Here is a 16176-nt window from a genome sequence, read left to right as displayed (position 1 = left end):
GATTGCCGCCGCCGACGCCGTTCCCGCCGCGCCAAGGCTGCAGAAACAGGCGATCAGCCATAACAGGCGCTGCAGGAGACCGCGCGGCCCTCCCCGCTTGCAGGAGATCAGACAGGAAAAGATAGTGCGCAAAAAGGAGGACATAGGCATGGCAGTCGTCAGGGGGTTGTGCGGTGTGCTGCAACGGCACTTCCGGCCCAGAAAAAACAGCGAACGGCCTGCTTTTTCACCCTGCGGACATGGCAAGGCGGCACGAAAGTCAACAAATATTCAATGTGTAACTTATGACAACATTGATGATTTGCGACATTCTGGTGCATTTTTTAATGCTTTACAAGCAATAAAAATATTAAAAAATTAATCAATTGAGATTAAGCAAGGAAATGAAAAAATCACTCACAGGCACTTGCACTCATGCTAACAAATGTGTCTATTTTGTTATTTTTTCAAATTGGTACTACGGCAGGTTTCTTGGCATCACGCCCCTGAAATGATAGAAAGCGAGGCTAAAGATGCCAATTTCGCTCAATATGCCACTATGTACTCTAGCGTACATATCAGAAAGAAAAGTGTTTCCCATGTGATACTAAAAATAATTCAAATGACAATGTTTATTGGTATCACAGGCGCAGCACGACAGAAATCGCAAAAGAATTCCATGTGGAAATTTTTCATATACAGCAACGTGAAAATGAAGTTGTAAAAATACAACAATAAAGATCGGCGGCGCGCCGCCGCGGACAAGGGAAACGCGGGGAGTTTTGGGAAAGGGCGGCAAGACGTTACCGGGACGCCTGCATCCAGGCAAAAAACCCGGATGCTGCGACAGGAGGGAGCAGGCGCTTGTCCCGGCAGAGGAATCCATCCCCTGCCGGGACAGCCGGGGCAGGCCGGGACAGGCCTTAAGGGCGGGCCGTTGCCGCCCAGCCGCCGCCCATGGCCCGGTACAGGTCGACCGAGGCGACGAGGATGCGCGTCTTCAGTTGCAGCAGCCCCACGTCGGCACTGTACAGGGTACGCTGGGCGTCCAGCTCTTCCAGGTACGAGGCATAGCCATTGCGGTAGCGGTTATGCGCGATGCGCAGGGTGTCCGCCGCCGTGGCGCGGCGCGCGTCGTTTTCCACGGCCTGCTGCTGGAGGCGGTAGATGGCGCCCAGGCTGTTCTCCGTTTCGGCGAAAGCATTGCGCACCACGTTTTCATAGGTGTACGCCAGCTGGTCGCGCTGCGCGCCTGCCGCATCCGTCTGCGCCTGCACGCGCCCGCCGTCGAACAGGGGACCGGCCGCCAGCGCCGTCAGCCGCCACAGGGCCGTGGGCGCATGCAGGAAATCGGTGAGCGTCGTGGCTTGCCCGCCGCCGACGGCCGTCAGCTTGAACGAGGGCAGCAACTGGTCGCGCGTGGCGGCCAGGCTGGCGTTGGCGGCCGCCAGGTTGTGTTCCGCGCGCGCGATGTCGGGCCGCCGGCGCAGCAATTCGGACGGCAGGCCGGCCGGCACGCCCGGCGCCGCCAGTTCGGCCAGCGGCAAGCCGCGCGCGATGGGGCCGGGATTGCCGCCGACGAGGACGGCCAGCGCGTTTTCCTGTTCAAAGATCTGCCGCTGCAGCTGCGGCACCTGCTCGGCCGCCGCATGGTATTCCGATTGCGCCTGCAGCCATTCCAGCCGCGAGCTGTATCCCACCTCGAACTGCTTGCGCGCCAGCTCGCGCGACTGCTCGCGCAGCTGCAGCGTCGATTGCGTGAGCGCCAGCTGCGCGTCGAGCCCCCGCAGATTCAGGTAACTCGTCGCCACGCTGGCCGCGATCGACAGGGCCGCCGCATCGAGGCTGGCCTGCTCGGCGCGGTAACTCTCGCCCGCAGCATCGCTCAGATTGGCCAGCCGGCCCCACACGTCGATTTCATAGCTGGCCTGCAGTTCGGCCTGGAAGACATTCGTCACATACGGTTTGCCGCTGGACGCCAGGGTGCGCGTGCGCGTGGGCGAGCCGTCGAAGGCCAGGTTGGGCGCGCGGTTCGCGTCGGCCTGCGCCAGGCGCGCGCGGTATTCCTGCACGCGGGCACGCGCCACGCGCAAGTCGCCGTTGCGCGCCAGCGCCTCGCCCACGAGGTCGCTCAAGACCGGATCGCCGAAGGCTTGCCACCACAGCTGCTCCACCTGCGCGCCATCGGAGGCGGCAATGAGCGCCGGCGCACCGTCCGCCTGCGCGCGCCAGCCGGACGGCAGCTGCAATGCCGATGGCGGCTGCAAGGGCGCGTTGGCGGCGCAGCCGGCCAGCGCCAGTGCGCCGGCCATCAGCAGGACATGGCGCTTCATGGCTTGGCCTTCTTCGGCGCTGGCGGCGGCGCCGGATTGTCCGCCGAGTCGTTCAGCACGGCGGACGTGTCGACGCTGACCACCACCGACATGCCGGGCACGAGCCGGCGCGCATTCGCCTGCCCCGGATCGATGCGGATGCGCACGGGAATGCGCTGGGCGATCTTGAGGTAATTGCCCGTCGCGTTATCGGCCGGCAGCACGGAAAATTCGGAACCGGTGGCCGGCGAGATGCGCTCCACCTGGCCCGTCAGCACGGCGCCGTCGAGCGCGTCGACGTGGAAGGTGGCGCTCTGTCCCTCCTGCACGCCGTTCATTTGCGTTTCCTTGAAATTGGCGATGACCCACATCTGGCGCGGCACCAGCGCCATCAGCTGCGCACCCGAATTCACGTATGCGCCCTGGCGCACCGTCACCTGGCCCAGCTGGCCATCGGAAGGGGCAACGATGCGCGTGTTATCGAGGTCGATCTTCGCCGCCTTGACGGCTGCCTGCGCGTTCGCCACGGCCGCTTCCAGGGCCTGCTTGTTGACCACCACGGAATGCACGCTTTGCTGGGCGATGTCGAGATTGGCCCGCGCCTGCGCCAGCGCGGCCGCCATCTGCGCCTGCGTGGCGCGCGACTGGTCGTGTTCGCGCTGCGACAGGGAACCGTCGGCCACCAATTGTTCCACGCGATTGAGGTCGGCGCTGGCCTTGCGCGCCTGCGCTTCCGCATTGGCCAGCGCCGCCTCGCTGACGGAAATGCCCGCCTGCGCGCTGGCCTTTTGCTGCGCCCAGTTCGACAGCGCCGCCTGTTGCGCCGCCAGCTGGGCCTGTGCCTGCTCGTAGCGCTGCTGGTAGATGCGGTCGTCGATGCGCACCAGCAGCTGGCCTTCCTTCACGTCCATGAAATCCTGCACCGTCACTTCCACCACATAGCCGGACAGCTGCGTGCCGATGATCGTCACCTGGCCCCGCACGGTGGCGTTTTCCGTCGTCACGACGGGGCTGGTGAACGGCGGCAGCCGCCACGCGTACAGCACGATCAGCACGCCCACCAGGGCCACGGCGGCAAAGGCCAGCGCGGACAGCCACTGGTGGCGCCGGTCCGGCTGCGCAGTGGAAGGGGCGGCGGGTGCGGCTGCAGGCGCCGCCGATGCAGGTGCGGGAGGTGGCGGTGGATTGTTATTTTCTGTCATTGCTCGGTTCCGAATTGGTAATGGGGACGATGGCCATGGCCGTCTGCGCATCGCGCACGGGGCCGACCAGGCGACGCGCGCCGGTGGTGATGCGGGTCCAGGATTGGCTGACCAGCATCCAGATCAAGGTGGCGATGGCGACGCCGGCGATCATCAAAAAGACATCGTTATAGGCCAGCACATTGGCTTCGCGCGTGGCGATGGCGCCCAGGCGCGCCACGCCCTGGGCGCTGCGCAAGGCAGGGTCCGTCAGCACGCCGCCGTAGCTCGCGGCGCCGGACTGCACGCGCGCGGCCACCTGCGGGTCGAGCAAGGTGAGATGCTCGACCAGGTAGCTGGAATGGTATTTTTCGCGCGCCGTCTGGATGGTGCCGACGATGGCCGAGCCGAGCAAGCCGCCCAGGTTCTGCGTCATGGTAAACATCACGGAAAAGCTCACCAGGTTGCGCGGTTCGGCGATCACGGCACCCATGCCCGCCACCATGGTAGGGCCGAGGAAATACGTGCCGCCAAAGGCCAGCAGGAACTGGCTGACATACATGTTGACGGGGCGCGTCTGGCTGGTGGCGTGCGCGTCGATCAGTGCGCCGGCGGCGATCAGCAGCAGCGCGAACATCAGCGAGCGGTTCAGGGTGGCCGGATTGATCGTCAGCGCGCTGACCACCAGGCCAGCCACGCTGCCCAGCAGCACCACGATGAACAGGTTCTGCATCTGGTCCGTGTTCAAGCCCAGCGCCTGCAGGAAGCCCACGGCCCCCGTCGATTCGGACAGCACGATGCGAAACAGCAGCACGGACAAGAACAGCTTGGCGATCTTGCCCGTGGTGAGCCAGCGCGTATTGAGCAGCGGGCGCGCGCGGTTATGCTCGATGGCCAGCGAGGCGGCGATCAGCACGATGGAGCCTGCCAGGCACACGCCCACCCATTCCGATTCCATCCACCACGCCGTGCGCCCCTGCGCCAGCACGGCGCACAGCAAGGCCACGCCGGGCGCGAACAGGATGAAGGTGAGGAAATCGAGCGGCTCGAACGTCTGCACCCTGTCGCCGGGCGGCAGTTTCAGGGCCAGCACGCAGCCCAGCGCCAGCAGGGCCAGTCCCAGTTCGAACAGGTACAGGCCATGCCATTCGCCGATCTGCAGCAGTTCGGAAGTAAAGATGCGCGCGAGCGGCAGCGCCAGTTGGGCAAAACCCAGGCCCAGCACCACGCCTTTCAGGCGGTGCCGCGCGGGAAACGCCTGCAAGGTGTAGTACAGGCCCAGCACGCCCAGCGCGCCGCCCACCATGCCATGCGCGGCGCGCACGGCGATCGCCGACGGCAAGGTATTCGCATACAAGTGGGCGAACGTCACGAGCGCATACAGCACCAGGAACGCTTCCGTGAACAGGCGCAGGCCGAACTGCTGGCGGAACTTCACCAGCAGCAGATTCATGGACACGATGGTCATCACGTAGGCGGCCGGCAGCCACTGCATCTGGTAGGCATAGGCGGCCAGCGAACCTTGCAGGTTCAGCAGATTGGCCGTCACCAGGCCGTTGCCCAGCCCCCCCGTCAGCGCGACGATCAGGCCGACGATGAAGTACGCGACACGCTTGGGCGTCGAATGTTCGGGCATCGATGGCGACCCGGGCAAGGTCGGGCGTTCGCCCGGCCCCCAGGTGCGAGGTGTGTACTTGTCCATGCGGTAATCGCGATCCGGTTTGCTGAAGCCGTTCCTTGCTGCCGTTATATAAATAGTTGCAAATGAACAGTTCTAGCCAGCAGCATATCACCGCAGGACGTTTTTATTGTTTACATTGTTGCATGGCGTTGCGCATGTCGCTCAAACAGCGTATGCAACGGGGCCGGCGGATCCGGCCCCGTTGCCGATACCGCCACTCACACCCGCGGCGGGTCCGTCTCGCGCGCAAACGCCCGGTGCGCGGCCAGCGCCTTCTTGAAGGCCGCCACGGCTTTCGCCACGTCGCCGGACGGCGCGACGATGATGGCGGGATCGGGCTTGCCATCCGGCAATGTCACCGGCACGCCCGCCTTGTCCAGCAAGTCCTTGCCCGCGCCGACAGCCAGCATGGGCTTGCAGTGGCGGTATTGCAGGCGCAGGAAGTCGAGCGCGTTGGCGTCGCCGCCCAGCTGCTGCACGGCGCCCTGGCCATCCGGCAGCACGACGGCGTCGAACAGCACGGACGGTCCCGTCTCGAGCGAGATTTCCACGTCGAGCGGCGCGCCGCCGCTGGTGTCGACTTTCCCCAGGTGGCTGCCCACCAGGCGCGGCACGGCGCCATCGGCCAGCAGCGAGGCATAGATATTGCGCACCTGCGCGCCATCGCTGCCCGGCCCCACCAGGATGGCCACGCGCAGGGTATGGATGCCCGTCTTGCCAGGGCGGAAAAAGAGCGACAGGGCCGGCGACGGTGGATACGTGGGGATCGGCAGCATCGAGGCGCGCGGCATGACGGGCGGCAGCGCCAGGCCCAGGCCGTCGGCCAGGCGCTGCGCCAGGGTTTCGTCGACATTGCGCAGCATGGCGACGATGCGCTTGCGGATGGCCACCGTCTGCACCTTGCTCAGTTCAAAGCGGAACGCATGCACGATATGGTCCTGTTCCACCGGCGTCTGGCTGATCCAGAACAGGCGCGCCTGGCCGAAGTGCTCGGCGAACTTCTCGGGCTTGCCGCGCACCTTGTCGCCTTCGGTCGCGGCGGGAAAGCTGTTGAAGCCCTTCGCGCCCGCCTGGAACGGACAGCCGCCCGCCAAGGAATTGGGTTCATACGCGACCCGGCCCCGGTTGATGGCCTGGCGGTGGATGCCGTCACGCTGGTTGTTGTGCAACGGCGCCAGCGGCGAGTTGATGGGGATTTCATGGAAATTGGCGCCGCCCAGGCGCGTGATCTGCGTGTCGACGTAGGAGTGGATGCGCCCCTGCAGCAGCGGGTCGTTGCTGAAATCGATGCCGGGCACGATGTGCGCCGTGCAGAACGCCACCTGCTCCGTCTCGGCGAAAAAATTGTCGGGATTGCGGTTCAAGACCATCTTCCCGACGGGGACCAGCGGCACGAGTTCTTCGGGAATCAGCTTGGTGGGGTCGAGCACGTCGAAGGGGAACGCTTCGGCCTGCGCTTCCGTGAAGAGCTGGAAGGACAGCTCGTATTCGGGATACGCGCCGCACTCGATGGCTTCCCACAGGTCGCGCCGGTGGAAGTCGGAATCGGCGCCGCTGAGCTTGACGGCTTCGTCCCACACCAGCGAATACGTGCCGGCCATGGGCGACCAGTGGAATTTGCAGAAGACGGACTGGCCCTTCGCATTCACGAGGCGGAAGGTATGCACGCCGAAGCCCTGCATCATGCGGAAACTGCGCGGGATGGCGCGATCCGACATGGCCCACATCAGCATGTGCGTGATTTCCGGCGACAGAGAGGCGAAGTCCCAGAAGGTGTCGTGCGCGCTGGCCGCCTGCGGCATGCCGTTGTGCGGCTCGGGCTTGACGGCGTGGATCAAGTCGGGGAACTTCATCGCATCCTGGATGAAGAAGACGGGGATGTTATTGCCGACTAGGTCCCAGTTGCCCTCGTCCGTATAAAACTTCACGGCGAAGCCGCGCACGTCGCGCGCCGTGTCGGTGGAACCGCGTTCGCCGGCCACCGTGGAAAAACGCACGAAGACGGGCGTGCGCTTGCCCGCCTTGGCGAACGGCGCGGCGCGCGTGTGCCTGCTTTGCTCCTTGTAGCATTCGAAATAGCCGTGGGCGGCCGAGCCGCGCGCATGCACGACGCGCTCGGGGATGCGCTCATGGTCGAAGTGCGTGAGCTTTTCGCGCAGGATGAAATCTTCCATCAGGGTGGGGCCGCGCAAGCCCGCCTTCAGCGAATTCTGGTTGTCGCCCACGGGCACGCCCTGGTTGGTCGTCAGCACGCAGCCGCTGTCGTCGCTGCGGGCGTGATCCAGCGAATTATTCAACGCATTCTCGCCCAGCGCGGGCTGGCCATCGCCCGTCTTCGGGGAAGGTATCGTTTCGCCCGTGGTGCTCGCCGTGGCCAGCGCTTCGCCGCTTGCCACATGCACGCCTTCGGCCGGCGTGCGCGCCGCCTCGCCATACTGCCCCTCCTCCTTGGGATTGACGGCCATGGCGGCGGACAGTTGCTGGCCGGCGGCCGTCTTTTGCAGCAGCGCGCGGGTCAGGTCATTATCCGCACCCAGGCTGTTCGGCGCATTGCTGTCGGATGGGCCGGACATGCTGCTCAATACGGAACCAGCACCGTCCGTGGACGGCGTTTTCTTGTTGGTAGCCATTACATCTCCTGTGAGTAGTCTGCCCCGGGAGAACGCTACAACTCCCTCATTCAGCGCACGAACAGGGCAATCAAAACAATGATGGGAATAGGTACACCGATCAACCACAACAAAATGGAGCGCATCTTCACTCTCCTTTACGGCCTGCTACTAACTACTACCTTATGCGCGTGGGCGCTGCTTCCTCCGCCATCACGGCGAAGGAAACAGCGCCCACGACAAATACCGGCCAGGAAGGCGTAAAACTTATTTACGCGAACCCAGCAATTTCGACAGGCCATACCCGGCCGCTGCCGCAATCAGCAGGGACACGGCCGGCCGTTCGCGCACGTACTCGCGGCCCGTCTCGCCGGCGCGCTGGCAGGCGGCGCCCAATTGCTTGCCGCGCGCCATCAGGCGTTCGGAAGCCTTGCTGACGCTGTCGCTGACCTGGTCGATGCGGTCGCCCACCTGGTCCACGCCGTCGTGGGCGCGCGTGGCCACCTTGTCGGCCAGGGGCTGGGCCTGGCTTGCCACCTTGTCGATCGTGCGGTGCAAGTCCTGGCGGGTATCCTGGGCGGTACCGTTGATATCGGAGCTGGTTTTTTCAATCGCGTTCATGATGGTTTCCTTTAACAGTGAATAATTTCAACCATGCTCGATGCCGTGACCGAATCATGATTCTCCTCGCTTCTGGGAAAAAGAAGCGGCTAAACGCTGCCGGGCTGAGCCATATCAAACAGAGGATCAGCAGCAAGCTGTTGGCACTACCTTAACCGCGCCTGCCACACGCCACCGTGCGCTGCCACACCTTGAAGGCCAGACTTAAATGCCTGCCAGAAATAACAACCCGTACCGGCCTGGTGCGGCGGGCGGGGAGTAACGCTGCCTGATGCATGGTCCGCCCCGACGAGAAAGCCGGCCCCATACAAATGCATGGATTTTTATGCAGACTTTACGCATAATGTAGGTACCAAAATACATACATCAAGACAAAATGCCTCCGTCTAAATCCATACAAAAAGATGACCATGCAAGCGCGTGGATCATGCCGTTCGTGCAGCACGGCGGTCCGCGCTACCTGCAGATCGCCGACATGCTCGAGCGCGCGCTGTCCGGCGGCAGCCTGCGCCCGGGCGACCGCTTGCCACCGCAGCGCAGCCTGGCCGCCCTGTTCCAGGTCGACCTGACGACCGTGACGCGCGCCTACGACGAAGCCAAGCGCCGCAACCTGCTGGAAGGGCACGGCGCGCGCGGCACCTACGTGGCGGCGCCGAAGGTGGAATTGACGCAGATGCTGGACCTGAGCATGAACATCCCGCCGCCGCCCGTGGGCGTGGATTTCGACGACCTGCTGAAACAGGGCGTGGCGCAGGTGCTGATGCGCACGGACAGCGATATGTTGATGAGTTATCACCTGGGCGGCGGCAGCAAGGCCGACCGCGCGGCGGGCGCCGCCTGGCTCGCGCCCATGTTCGGCAACGTCGATGGAGAACACGTCGTCGCCTGCCCCGGCGCGCAGGCGGCGCTGGCGGCGCTGATTCTGACCCTGAGCCGGCCCGGCGACGCCATCTTGACGGAGCCGGCCGTGTATCCGGGCTTGCGCTCGGCGGCCGGGCAGCTGAACCGCAAGGCCGTCGTCGTGGAAACGGATGCGGATGGCATGCTGCCCGAAGCGCTGGAAAAGGCTGGCCGCAAGCACCGCGCGCGCCTCGTGTATCTGAATCCCACCCTGCAAAACCCCACGGCGCACACCATGCCGGCCGCGCGCCGCCTGGCCATCACGCAAGTGGCCCAGCGCTGCGGCATGCACATCATCGAGGATGATCCGTACTGGCTGCTGGCGTCCGATGCGCCGCCGCCCCTGGCGCATTACGCACCCGCCCACGTATCCTACATCGCCACCCTGTCGAAATGCCTGGCGCCGGGCCTGCGCATGGCCTATACCTTGATCGCCGACACGCAGCTGCGCGAACGCTTCCTGGACGCCCTGCGCTCTTTCAGCCTGATGGCCACGCCCGTGACGACGGCGCTGACGACGCAATGGATACACGACGGCTCCGCGCACGCGCTGCTGGCCGGCATACGCAGCGAAGCCGATGCGCGCCAGGACGTCATCCGCACCATCCTGACGGGCGCCACTCACCCGCGCAGCGATGGCATCCACGTGTGGTTTTCGCTGCCCGGCTACTGGACCTCGCGCGAGCTGGCCGCCACCGCCCGCGCCCAGGGCGTGGCCGTCACGGCGTCCGACGCCTTCTACGACAACCGCCCGCCGAACGCCATCCGCATCTCGCTGGGCAGCATCCGCGACCGCGCGCGCCTGGCCAGCGCATTGAAGAAATTATCGCTGCTGCTGGCGCACAAACCGGCCGTGCGGCGGGAATTCGTCATTTAACGGCGCAACCGCGCATCGAGCGAATACTTGCCCGCGCCGCTGATGGCAATCGTGCCGAAGACGATGATCAGCAACCAGCCGAACTGGCCGTCTGCGATGCTCCAGTCCGGGTGCACGAGCAGCATCGACACGCCCAGCAGGAAGAGCAGGGGCAGGCAGGCCAGGCGCGTCAGCAAGCCGGCGGCGACCAACAGCGGACAGAGGATTTCCGCGAACAGGGCGCAGTACAGGGTGACGGCGCGGCCCAGGTGCAGCGGATCGTCGATGCGCGCCAGTTCCGCGGAAAAATGCAGCAGCTTGGGCAAGCCGTGCACGTGCAGCACCAGCAGCGCGCCCGCCACGCGCGCAAACAGCAAGCCCGCATCGGGTAAAAAGGGGCCCGTCAGCGCCACCCTCCAGTTTTTCTTCATGATCGCTCCAGTGGGAAAGCCAGGCGGCGCGGCGCGCCGCTGCCAGCCATCATAGGCAGGCGGACGCCTGGGCGCGACTGGTCTTTTGGCAGAGGCGCCGGCGCGCGCGAAGGCCTAGACTGGCCGATGCCGTCACTGGTCCACGCCATGGCTGGCCCCTCCCCCATCCCCGAAGGAAATGCATCATGTCGAAGAAAATCGAAGCCGAAGAAGTCAACTCCCGCCGCAAGCTGCTCGTCAGCGTCGCCGGCGTGGCCGCCGGCGCGGGACTGCTGGCCGCCGGTGGCGCCAGCGCCGCCGCCAAGCCTGCCGCTGCCGCGGCGCCGGGCAAGCTCACCGTCAATAGCGTCACCGTCAAGGATGGCACCGTCATCCGCTTCAAGGACTGGGGCACGGGCACGCCCGTCGTCTTCAGCCACGGCTGGCCCTTGCAGGGCGACGCCTGGGAAGACCAGATGATGTTCCTGGCCAGCCACGGCTACCGCGTGATCGCGCACGACCGCCGCGGCCACGGCCTGTCCAGCCAGCCGTGGCAGGGCAATGACATGGATACCTACGCCGACGACCTGGCCACCCTGCTCGACGCGCTCGACATCAAGGGCGCGACCCTGGTCGGCCATTCGACGGGCGGCGGCGAAGTGGCGCGCTATATCGGCCGCCATGGCGAAAAGCGCGTGGCCAAGGCCGTGCTGGTGGGCGCCGTGCCGCCGCAGATGGTCAAGTCGGCTACCAATCCGGGCGGCTTGCCGATGTCCGTCTTCGACGGCATCCGCGCCGGCGTGCTGGCCGACCGTTCGCAATTCTTCAAGGACCTGACGGTGCCGTTCTTCGGCGCCAACCGTCCCGGCAACAAGGTGTCGCAAGGCATGCGCGACACCTTCTGGCTGCAGGGCATGCAGTGCGGCATCAAGAACGCCTATGACTGCATCAAGCAGTTTTCCGAGACGGATTTCACGGCCGACCTGAAGAAAATCTCCGTGCCGACCCTGGTGGTGCACGGCGGCGACGACCAGATCGTGCCGATCGACGCCTCCGGCAAGGCTGCGGCCAAGCTCATCAAGAACGCCAGGCTGGTCATCTATGAAGGCGCGCCGCATGGCTTGCCAGCCACCCACAAGGATCGCCTGAACGAAGACTTGTTGACCTTTATCAAGTCCTGACCGCTCTGCGCTGCCCACACCGCCGGCCCGCCCGGCGGTGTCTATCTCCCCCGCCGGCGCCTCCGCCGCGCAAAAAAACCGCCCGCCTCCCCCATTCGTATAACTGCCTTGCCTGCCGGGCCATGCATACTTGTTGCCGCGCGGCATGAGCCGCGGCGAACGACAGGAGTCCCGCGATGGCCAGCACGCATTCTTTCCCTCAGCAGCAAGACCCAGGCCTGGCGCAGGCGCAGCGCATAGGCAGGATGGACGGCATGGGCGAATTTGCCGCATCGGTCGCGCACGAAGTGCGCCAGCCGCTGGCGGCCATCGCGCTCAATGCCGATGCCGCCTTGCGCTGGCTCGACCACGATCCGCCCCGCCTCGACGAGGCGCGCGCGGCGCTGGCCCTGGTCGCCAGCGCCGGCAGCCATGCCAGCGCCGTGCTGCGCAGCGTGCATGGCCTGGCCTGCAACGCGCCGGGCAGCCACGATCATTTTGCGGCCGACGACGCCGTGCAGGACCTGCTGCCGCTGCTGCGCGCGCCATTGCAACGCCACGCCATCCACCTGGAAACGCAGCTGGCGCCGGGCCGCCCGCTGCTGCACGCCGACCCGGTGCAATTCCGGCAAGTCATCCTGAACCTGCTGATGAACGCCATCGAAGCCCTGCAGGGCGCCAGCGGCCGGCCGCGCACGGTGCTGCTGTCCTCGCGCCTGGATGGGGGCGTGCAGCATTTCAGCATCGCCGACAATGGCGCCGGCATCGCGCCGCAGGCGGCCGGCCGCCTGTACCACGCCCTGTACTCCAGCAAGCCGGACGGCATGGGCATGGGCCTGGCCATCTGCCGCCGCATCCTCGACGCGCATGGCGGCCGCCTGTGGCATGCCCCCGGCGCGCCCCACGGCAGCGTGTTCCACTTCACCCTGCCAGCACCATGAACACAGCCATGCACACGACCATCCCCCCGGCCGCTCCGCCGACTACTCTGCTGATCGCCGACGACCACCCGCTGATCCTGGCCGGCCTGGCTTCGCTGATCGCATCCTTGCCCGGCTTGCGCCTGCTGGGCCAGGCCGGCACGGGCCACGCCGCCGTGGAGTTGTACCGCGAACTGCGGCCCGACGTGGTGCTGATGGATTTGAACATGCCGGAAATGCATGGCGTCGAGGCGATCGAGCGCATCTGCGCAGACGACGCGCAAGCGAAGATCGTCATCCTCACCACCTACCAGGGCGAGGACAATGTGCACCGGGCCCTGCGCGCCGGCGCGCGCGGCTACCTGCTGAAGGATTCCGGCTTCCTGCAACTGACACAATGCATCGGCCAGGTGGCCGCCGGCAGGCACTACCTGCCGCCGGAACTGGCGGCGCAGCAGGCCGGCCGCATCGAGGCGAACCGCCTGTCGAAACGCGAGCACGACATCCTGCTACACCTGTCGGCGGGCAAGAGCAACAAGATGATCGCGCGCAGTGCCGGCATCGAGGTGGGCACGGTCAAATTTCACGTGAACAACATTTTGACCAAGCTCAATGTATCGAGCCGCACCGAGGCGGCCACGGTGGCCGCCCGGCGCGGCTTGCTGGGCGCGTTCTGACGCCACGGATATCAAGCGGCGCTGTCATCCTTCTGCTGCGGTTCGGCCCTGGCCAGCGCTGGCTTCGCTTCCACGCCGCTGATCTTCGGCACGCATTCGCTGCGCAGCCACGACACCGTGATGGCTTCGCCCGCCATCAGGCGCTTGACGCCGGGGACGATCTGTTCGCCGATCAGCATGCCCAGCAGGCCAATCAGCGCTATCGCGGGCGGCGCCGGCGAGCGTACCTGCAAGACGGCGTAGATAATGCCAACCAGCAAGCCCACCGCCAGCGAAATCACATATAACTTCATGGCGCATTCCTTTCGATGAAAAAAACGCCGCGCGCGGTCAGGCGCGCGGCGCATGGCATTGCCACGTGGAACTTACCTGGCCGGCACCGGTGCCAGGGTGGCGTGTTCGCCATGGGTGCGCTGCGGCGCCTTGTGCACCATCGTGTAGGCGTAGTCGACGCCCATGCCGTAGGCGCCCGAATGTTCGCGCACGATGGCCATGACGGCGTCATAGGTTGCCTTGTGCGCCCAGTCGCGCTGCCATTCCAGCAGCACCTGCTGCCACGTCACGGGCACCACGCCGGCCTGGATCATGCGCTGCATGGCGTAGTCGTGTGCTTCCTTCGACGTGCCGCCGGAAGCGTCGGCCACCATATAGATTTCGTAGTCGCCTTCGAGCATCGCGCACAGGGCGAAGCTGTTGTTGCACACTTCCGTCCACAGGCCCGACACGACCACTTTCTTCTTGCCGTTGGCGGCCAGCGCATCGCGCACCTTCTGGTCATCCCACGAATTCATCGAGCTGCGCTCGAGGATATCCTGGCCGGGGAAGACGTCGAGCAGTTCGGGATAGGTGTGGCCGGAGAAGCTTTCCGTTTCCACCGTGGTGATGATGGTGGGGATGTTGAACACCTTGGCGGCCTTGGCCAGGCCCACGGTATTGTTTTTCAGCGCTTGCCGGTCCATCGATTGCACGCCGAACGCCATTTGCGGCTGCTGGTCGATGAAGATGATCTGGCAATTGTCGGGGGTGAGGACTTCCAGTTTCGGATTGGTCATGATGTCATCCATGCGGAGAGGGTTGAGTGGGTACTGCCGTGCATCGTATGCCTGGCCGCGTGCCCGCACCACTATCTAAATATAGGCTGACATGGAGCTTGCCTCTGGGGAGTCCCCCCTGCAGCCCGGCAAGCGCTGCGGTAAAATACCTTTTGCTCACCCTGTTCCGACGACTCTTGATCGATAACACCTCTTTGCCAGGCAACATCATGCGCAGCGATACGGCGCCGATACGCGTCCTCATCGCCGACGACCACCAGTTGCTGCTCGACGGCATCGCGGCCCTGCTCAGTGCCTTTCCCGGCGTGGCGCTGGTGGGCCAGGCCACCGATGGCCAGCAGGCGGTGCAGCAATTTGACGCGCTGCAGCCCGATGTCACGCTGATGGATTTGCAGATGCCGCGCATGAGCGGCCTCGACGCCATCGGCGCCATCCGCGCGCGCCATCCGCAGGCGCGCATCATCGTGCTGACCACCTACAAGGGCGACACGCAGGTGCTGCGCGCCATCCGCGCGGGCGCATGCGGTTATGTGCTGAAAAGCGCGCTGCGCCACGAATTGCTGGCGGCGATACAGAACGTGCACGCGGGACGGCGCCACATCACGCCCGAGATCGAGGCGGAACTGGCGCTGTATGCCTGCAGCGACGTGCTGTCGAACCGCGAACTGGACGTGCTCAAGCAGGTTGCGCAAGGCAATTCCAACCGCGAAACGGGCGCCTTGCTGCAGATCAAGGAAGAAACCGTCAAGGCGCACATGAGCACCATCCTGGCCAAGCTGGGCGCCCGGGACCGCACCCACGCCGTCACCATCGCGCTGCGGCGCGGCATCCTCGACGCCTGAACGGCGCAGCGGACTTGCCGCCGCGCAGGGCCGCGCTCAAGCCGCCGGCACGGCCGGTCGCCCGCTGCGTTGCTGCACTACGATCAGGGCGCCCAGCAAAATCAGGGGTACGGCCAGCGCCACGAAGCCGACGGCCAGGTAGCCAAAGGCGGCGGCGATGGCACCCAGGGCAAAGGCCAGCAACGGCCAGAAGAACTTCCCGCAGCGCGCATGGGTGGCGCCATCAGCCGCGCCGCGCAGCACGTCGACGGTGTCGATGACGATCTGCGTCACGTTACCCGTCATCATGGAAGTGGGCGCCAGGTGCGCCAGCAGCAGCCGGCTGGTGGCGCTGTGCACGCCCATGGCGGCCGTGCCCAGCAAGCCGGCTACCATGGCCATGGAACTGACATCCTTGCCGATCGGCTCGGCCAGGCAGCCAAACACCATGAAGCCGGCCAGCAAGGCCCACTGCAACAGCATCGCCAGGGTCAGTGACGGGCCGGCGCGGCGTTCCACGGCCAGCACCATCAGGCGCGTGACGGCGACGCCGGCGATAAAGGCAGGAAAAGCGAGAAACTTCAACAGGATGGACGCGCGCGATGCATCCGCCAGGGCGGCGCCGATCAGCACGAAGTTACCCGTGACATGGGCCGTAAACAGGCCAAACAGGGCAATGAAACCCAGGGTATCGACATACCCCGCTAAAAATCCCAGGCTGGTGCCGAACAAGCGGCTGTGTGGTGGCTGATCCATCGAATGACTCCTGATACCGTGCAATGCACTAAAAAACGAAAAACGCGCCAGGAAAACGCCCCGGTGCCGCTGCCTGCATGGTAAGCCATGTGGCCGGTCGCCGCCCCCGTCCTTCGGCCAGTGCGCCCGCTCCACCTGATCTTTTGGCCCGTGTTCAAGCGCCGCCCGCCCGCTACACTGGACGACGTGACTTTCGCGCCGCGCACGCCGGCCCTCCCCGCACCGCAACCATGGAGCTGCA

15 protein-coding genes are annotated in these 16176 nt (G+C 65.3%); 6 read left to right on the top strand and 9 right to left on the bottom strand.

From position 1 onward, the window contains the following. Positions 1 to 148 precede the first annotated feature (148 nt). A complete protein-coding gene (locus CLU94_RS28105; RefSeq protein WP_143451473.1) occupies positions 149 to 361 on the top strand; it encodes a hypothetical protein in 213 nt (70 codons plus the stop codon). Between the two features lie 541 nt (positions 362 to 902). On the opposite strand, the gene CLU94_RS18570 is transcribed toward CLU94_RS28105, so the two are convergent. The 5 genes from CLU94_RS18570 to CLU94_RS18550 all read right to left on the bottom strand — a co-directional run bounded on the left by CLU94_RS18570 (position 903) and on the right by CLU94_RS18550 (position 8383). Then, positions 903 to 2312 carry an efflux transporter outer membrane subunit gene (locus CLU94_RS18570; RefSeq protein ID WP_099666712.1) on the bottom strand — a complete coding sequence of 470 codons (1410 nt, stop codon included), beginning with the start codon at positions 2310 to 2312 and terminating at the stop codon, positions 903 to 905. Further along, entirely contained in the window at positions 2309 to 3493 is a 1185-nt protein-coding gene (locus CLU94_RS18565; RefSeq protein ID WP_180278699.1) for an HlyD family secretion protein, read from the bottom strand. Before CLU94_RS18565 ends, CLU94_RS18570 begins: the two co-directional genes overlap by 4 nt. Beyond that, complete coding sequence (locus tag CLU94_RS18560) at positions 3480 to 5174, bottom strand: MFS transporter (protein ID WP_180278698.1); 1695 nt, start codon at positions 5172 to 5174, stop codon at positions 3480 to 3482. Before CLU94_RS18560 ends, CLU94_RS18565 begins: the two co-directional genes overlap by 14 nt. 197 nt (positions 5175 to 5371) lie before the next feature. After that, complete coding sequence (locus tag CLU94_RS18555; RefSeq protein ID WP_099666710.1) at positions 5372 to 7783, bottom strand: catalase; 2412 nt, start codon at positions 7781 to 7783, stop codon at positions 5372 to 5374. Between the two features lie 246 nt (positions 7784 to 8029). Continuing rightward, positions 8030 to 8383, bottom strand: a complete 354-nt coding sequence (locus tag CLU94_RS18550) for a DUF883 family protein (RefSeq protein WP_099666709.1) — start codon at positions 8381 to 8383, stop codon at positions 8030 to 8032. A 376-nt stretch (positions 8384 to 8759) separates the two neighbouring features. Here CLU94_RS18550 and CLU94_RS18545 point away from each other — a divergent pair, with 376 nt between their 5' ends. Beyond that, positions 8760 to 10160 (top strand): aminotransferase-like domain-containing protein, encoded by a 1401-nt coding sequence (locus CLU94_RS18545; RefSeq protein WP_099666708.1) that lies wholly within the window; start codon positions 8760 to 8762, stop codon positions 10158 to 10160. Here the strand turns inward: CLU94_RS18545 and CLU94_RS18540 are convergent. After that, on the bottom strand, positions 10157 to 10570 hold the full coding sequence (locus tag CLU94_RS18540; RefSeq protein WP_099666707.1) for a DoxX family protein: 414 nt from the start codon (positions 10568 to 10570) through the stop codon (positions 10157 to 10159). The genes CLU94_RS18545 and CLU94_RS18540 overlap by 4 nt on opposite strands. Positions 10571 to 10755: 185 nt before the next feature. Between CLU94_RS18540 and CLU94_RS18535 the strand changes: the two genes are divergently transcribed. The 3 genes from CLU94_RS18535 to CLU94_RS18525 all read left to right on the top strand — a co-directional run bounded on the left by CLU94_RS18535 (position 10756) and on the right by CLU94_RS18525 (position 13306). Beyond that, a complete protein-coding gene (locus tag CLU94_RS18535; RefSeq protein ID WP_099666706.1) occupies positions 10756 to 11730 on the top strand; it encodes an alpha/beta fold hydrolase in 975 nt (324 codons plus the stop codon). A gap of 176 nt (positions 11731 to 11906) precedes the next feature. Further along, on the top strand, positions 11907 to 12650 hold the full coding sequence (locus CLU94_RS18530) for a sensor histidine kinase (protein WP_099666705.1): 744 nt from the start codon (positions 11907 to 11909) through the stop codon (positions 12648 to 12650). An 8-nt stretch (positions 12651 to 12658) separates the two neighbouring features. Further along, positions 12659 to 13306: a response regulator gene (locus CLU94_RS18525; RefSeq protein WP_099666704.1), complete on the top strand. Its 648-nt coding sequence runs from the start codon at positions 12659 to 12661 to the stop codon at positions 13304 to 13306. 11 nt (positions 13307 to 13317) lie between these two features. Here the strand turns inward: CLU94_RS18525 and CLU94_RS18520 are convergent, their stop codons facing one another. Both CLU94_RS18520 and CLU94_RS18515 read right to left on the bottom strand, forming a co-directional pair. After that, the gene (locus CLU94_RS18520) at positions 13318 to 13599 is read right to left on the bottom strand and encodes a XapX domain-containing protein (RefSeq protein WP_099666703.1); all 282 of its coding nucleotides are present in this window, start codon (positions 13597 to 13599) and stop codon (positions 13318 to 13320) included. Positions 13600 to 13671: 72 nt separating this feature from the next. Beyond that, entirely contained in the window at positions 13672 to 14358 is a 687-nt protein-coding gene (locus CLU94_RS18515) for a hydrolase (protein ID WP_099668379.1), read from the bottom strand. Between the two features lie 209 nt (positions 14359 to 14567). Between CLU94_RS18515 and CLU94_RS18510 the strand changes: the two genes are divergently transcribed. Beyond that, positions 14568 to 15200 (top strand): response regulator transcription factor, encoded by a 633-nt coding sequence (locus CLU94_RS18510; protein WP_099666702.1) that lies wholly within the window; start codon positions 14568 to 14570, stop codon positions 15198 to 15200. Positions 15201 to 15236: 36 nt separating this feature from the next. Here the strand turns inward: CLU94_RS18510 and CLU94_RS18505 are convergent, their stop codons facing one another. Beyond that, entirely contained in the window at positions 15237 to 15935 is a 699-nt protein-coding gene (locus tag CLU94_RS18505; protein WP_099666701.1) for a YoaK family protein, read from the bottom strand. Positions 15936 to 16176 lie beyond the last annotated feature (241 nt).

The sequence above is a fragment of the Janthinobacterium sp. 13 genome, assembly GCF_002749695.1.
In the GTDB taxonomy this organism is placed as follows: Bacteria; Pseudomonadota; Gammaproteobacteria; order Burkholderiales; family Burkholderiaceae_D; genus Janthinobacterium; species Janthinobacterium kumbetense.
This window is presented reverse-complemented; position numbering and strand designations above follow the sequence as displayed.

Bases quoted from the DNA above. Each gene is read 5' to 3' on its own strand.
- CLU94_RS18555 (WP_099666710.1), bottom strand. From the start codon at position 7,783: ATGGCTACCAACAAGAAAACGCCGTCCACGGACGGTGCTGGTTCCGTA.
- CLU94_RS18550 (WP_099666709.1), bottom strand. From the start codon at position 8,383: ATGAACGCGATTGAAAAAACCAGCTCCGATATCAACGGTACCGCCCAG.
- CLU94_RS18505 (WP_099666701.1), bottom strand. From the start codon at position 15,935: ATGGATCAGCCACCACACAGCCGCTTGTTCGGCACCAGCCTGGGATTT.
- CLU94_RS18525 (WP_099666704.1), top strand. From the start codon at position 12,659: ATGCACACGACCATCCCCCCGGCCGCTCCGCCGACTACTCTGCTGATC.
- CLU94_RS18540 (WP_099666707.1), bottom strand. From the start codon at position 10,570: ATGAAGAAAAACTGGAGGGTGGCGCTGACGGGCCCCTTTTTACCCGAT.
- CLU94_RS18570 (WP_099666712.1), bottom strand. From the start codon at position 2,312: ATGAAGCGCCATGTCCTGCTGATGGCCGGCGCACTGGCGCTGGCCGGC.
- CLU94_RS18565 (WP_180278699.1), bottom strand. From the start codon at position 3,493: ATGACAGAAAATAACAATCCACCGCCACCTCCCGCACCTGCATCGGCG.
- CLU94_RS18515 (WP_099668379.1), bottom strand. From the start codon at position 14,358: ATGACCAATCCGAAACTGGAAGTCCTCACCCCCGACAATTGCCAGATC.
- CLU94_RS18530 (WP_099666705.1), top strand. From the start codon at position 11,907: ATGGCCAGCACGCATTCTTTCCCTCAGCAGCAAGACCCAGGCCTGGCG.
- CLU94_RS18520 (WP_099666703.1), bottom strand. From the start codon at position 13,599: ATGAAGTTATATGTGATTTCGCTGGCGGTGGGCTTGCTGGTTGGCATT.
- CLU94_RS18535 (WP_099666706.1), top strand. From the start codon at position 10,756: ATGTCGAAGAAAATCGAAGCCGAAGAAGTCAACTCCCGCCGCAAGCTG.
- CLU94_RS18510 (WP_099666702.1), top strand. From the start codon at position 14,568: ATGCGCAGCGATACGGCGCCGATACGCGTCCTCATCGCCGACGACCAC.
- CLU94_RS18545 (WP_099666708.1), top strand. From the start codon at position 8,760: ATGCCTCCGTCTAAATCCATACAAAAAGATGACCATGCAAGCGCGTGG.
- CLU94_RS28105 (WP_143451473.1), top strand. From the start codon at position 149: ATGGCAGTCGTCAGGGGGTTGTGCGGTGTGCTGCAACGGCACTTCCGG.
- CLU94_RS18560 (WP_180278698.1), bottom strand. From the start codon at position 5,174: ATGGACAAGTACACACCTCGCACCTGGGGGCCGGGCGAACGCCCGACC.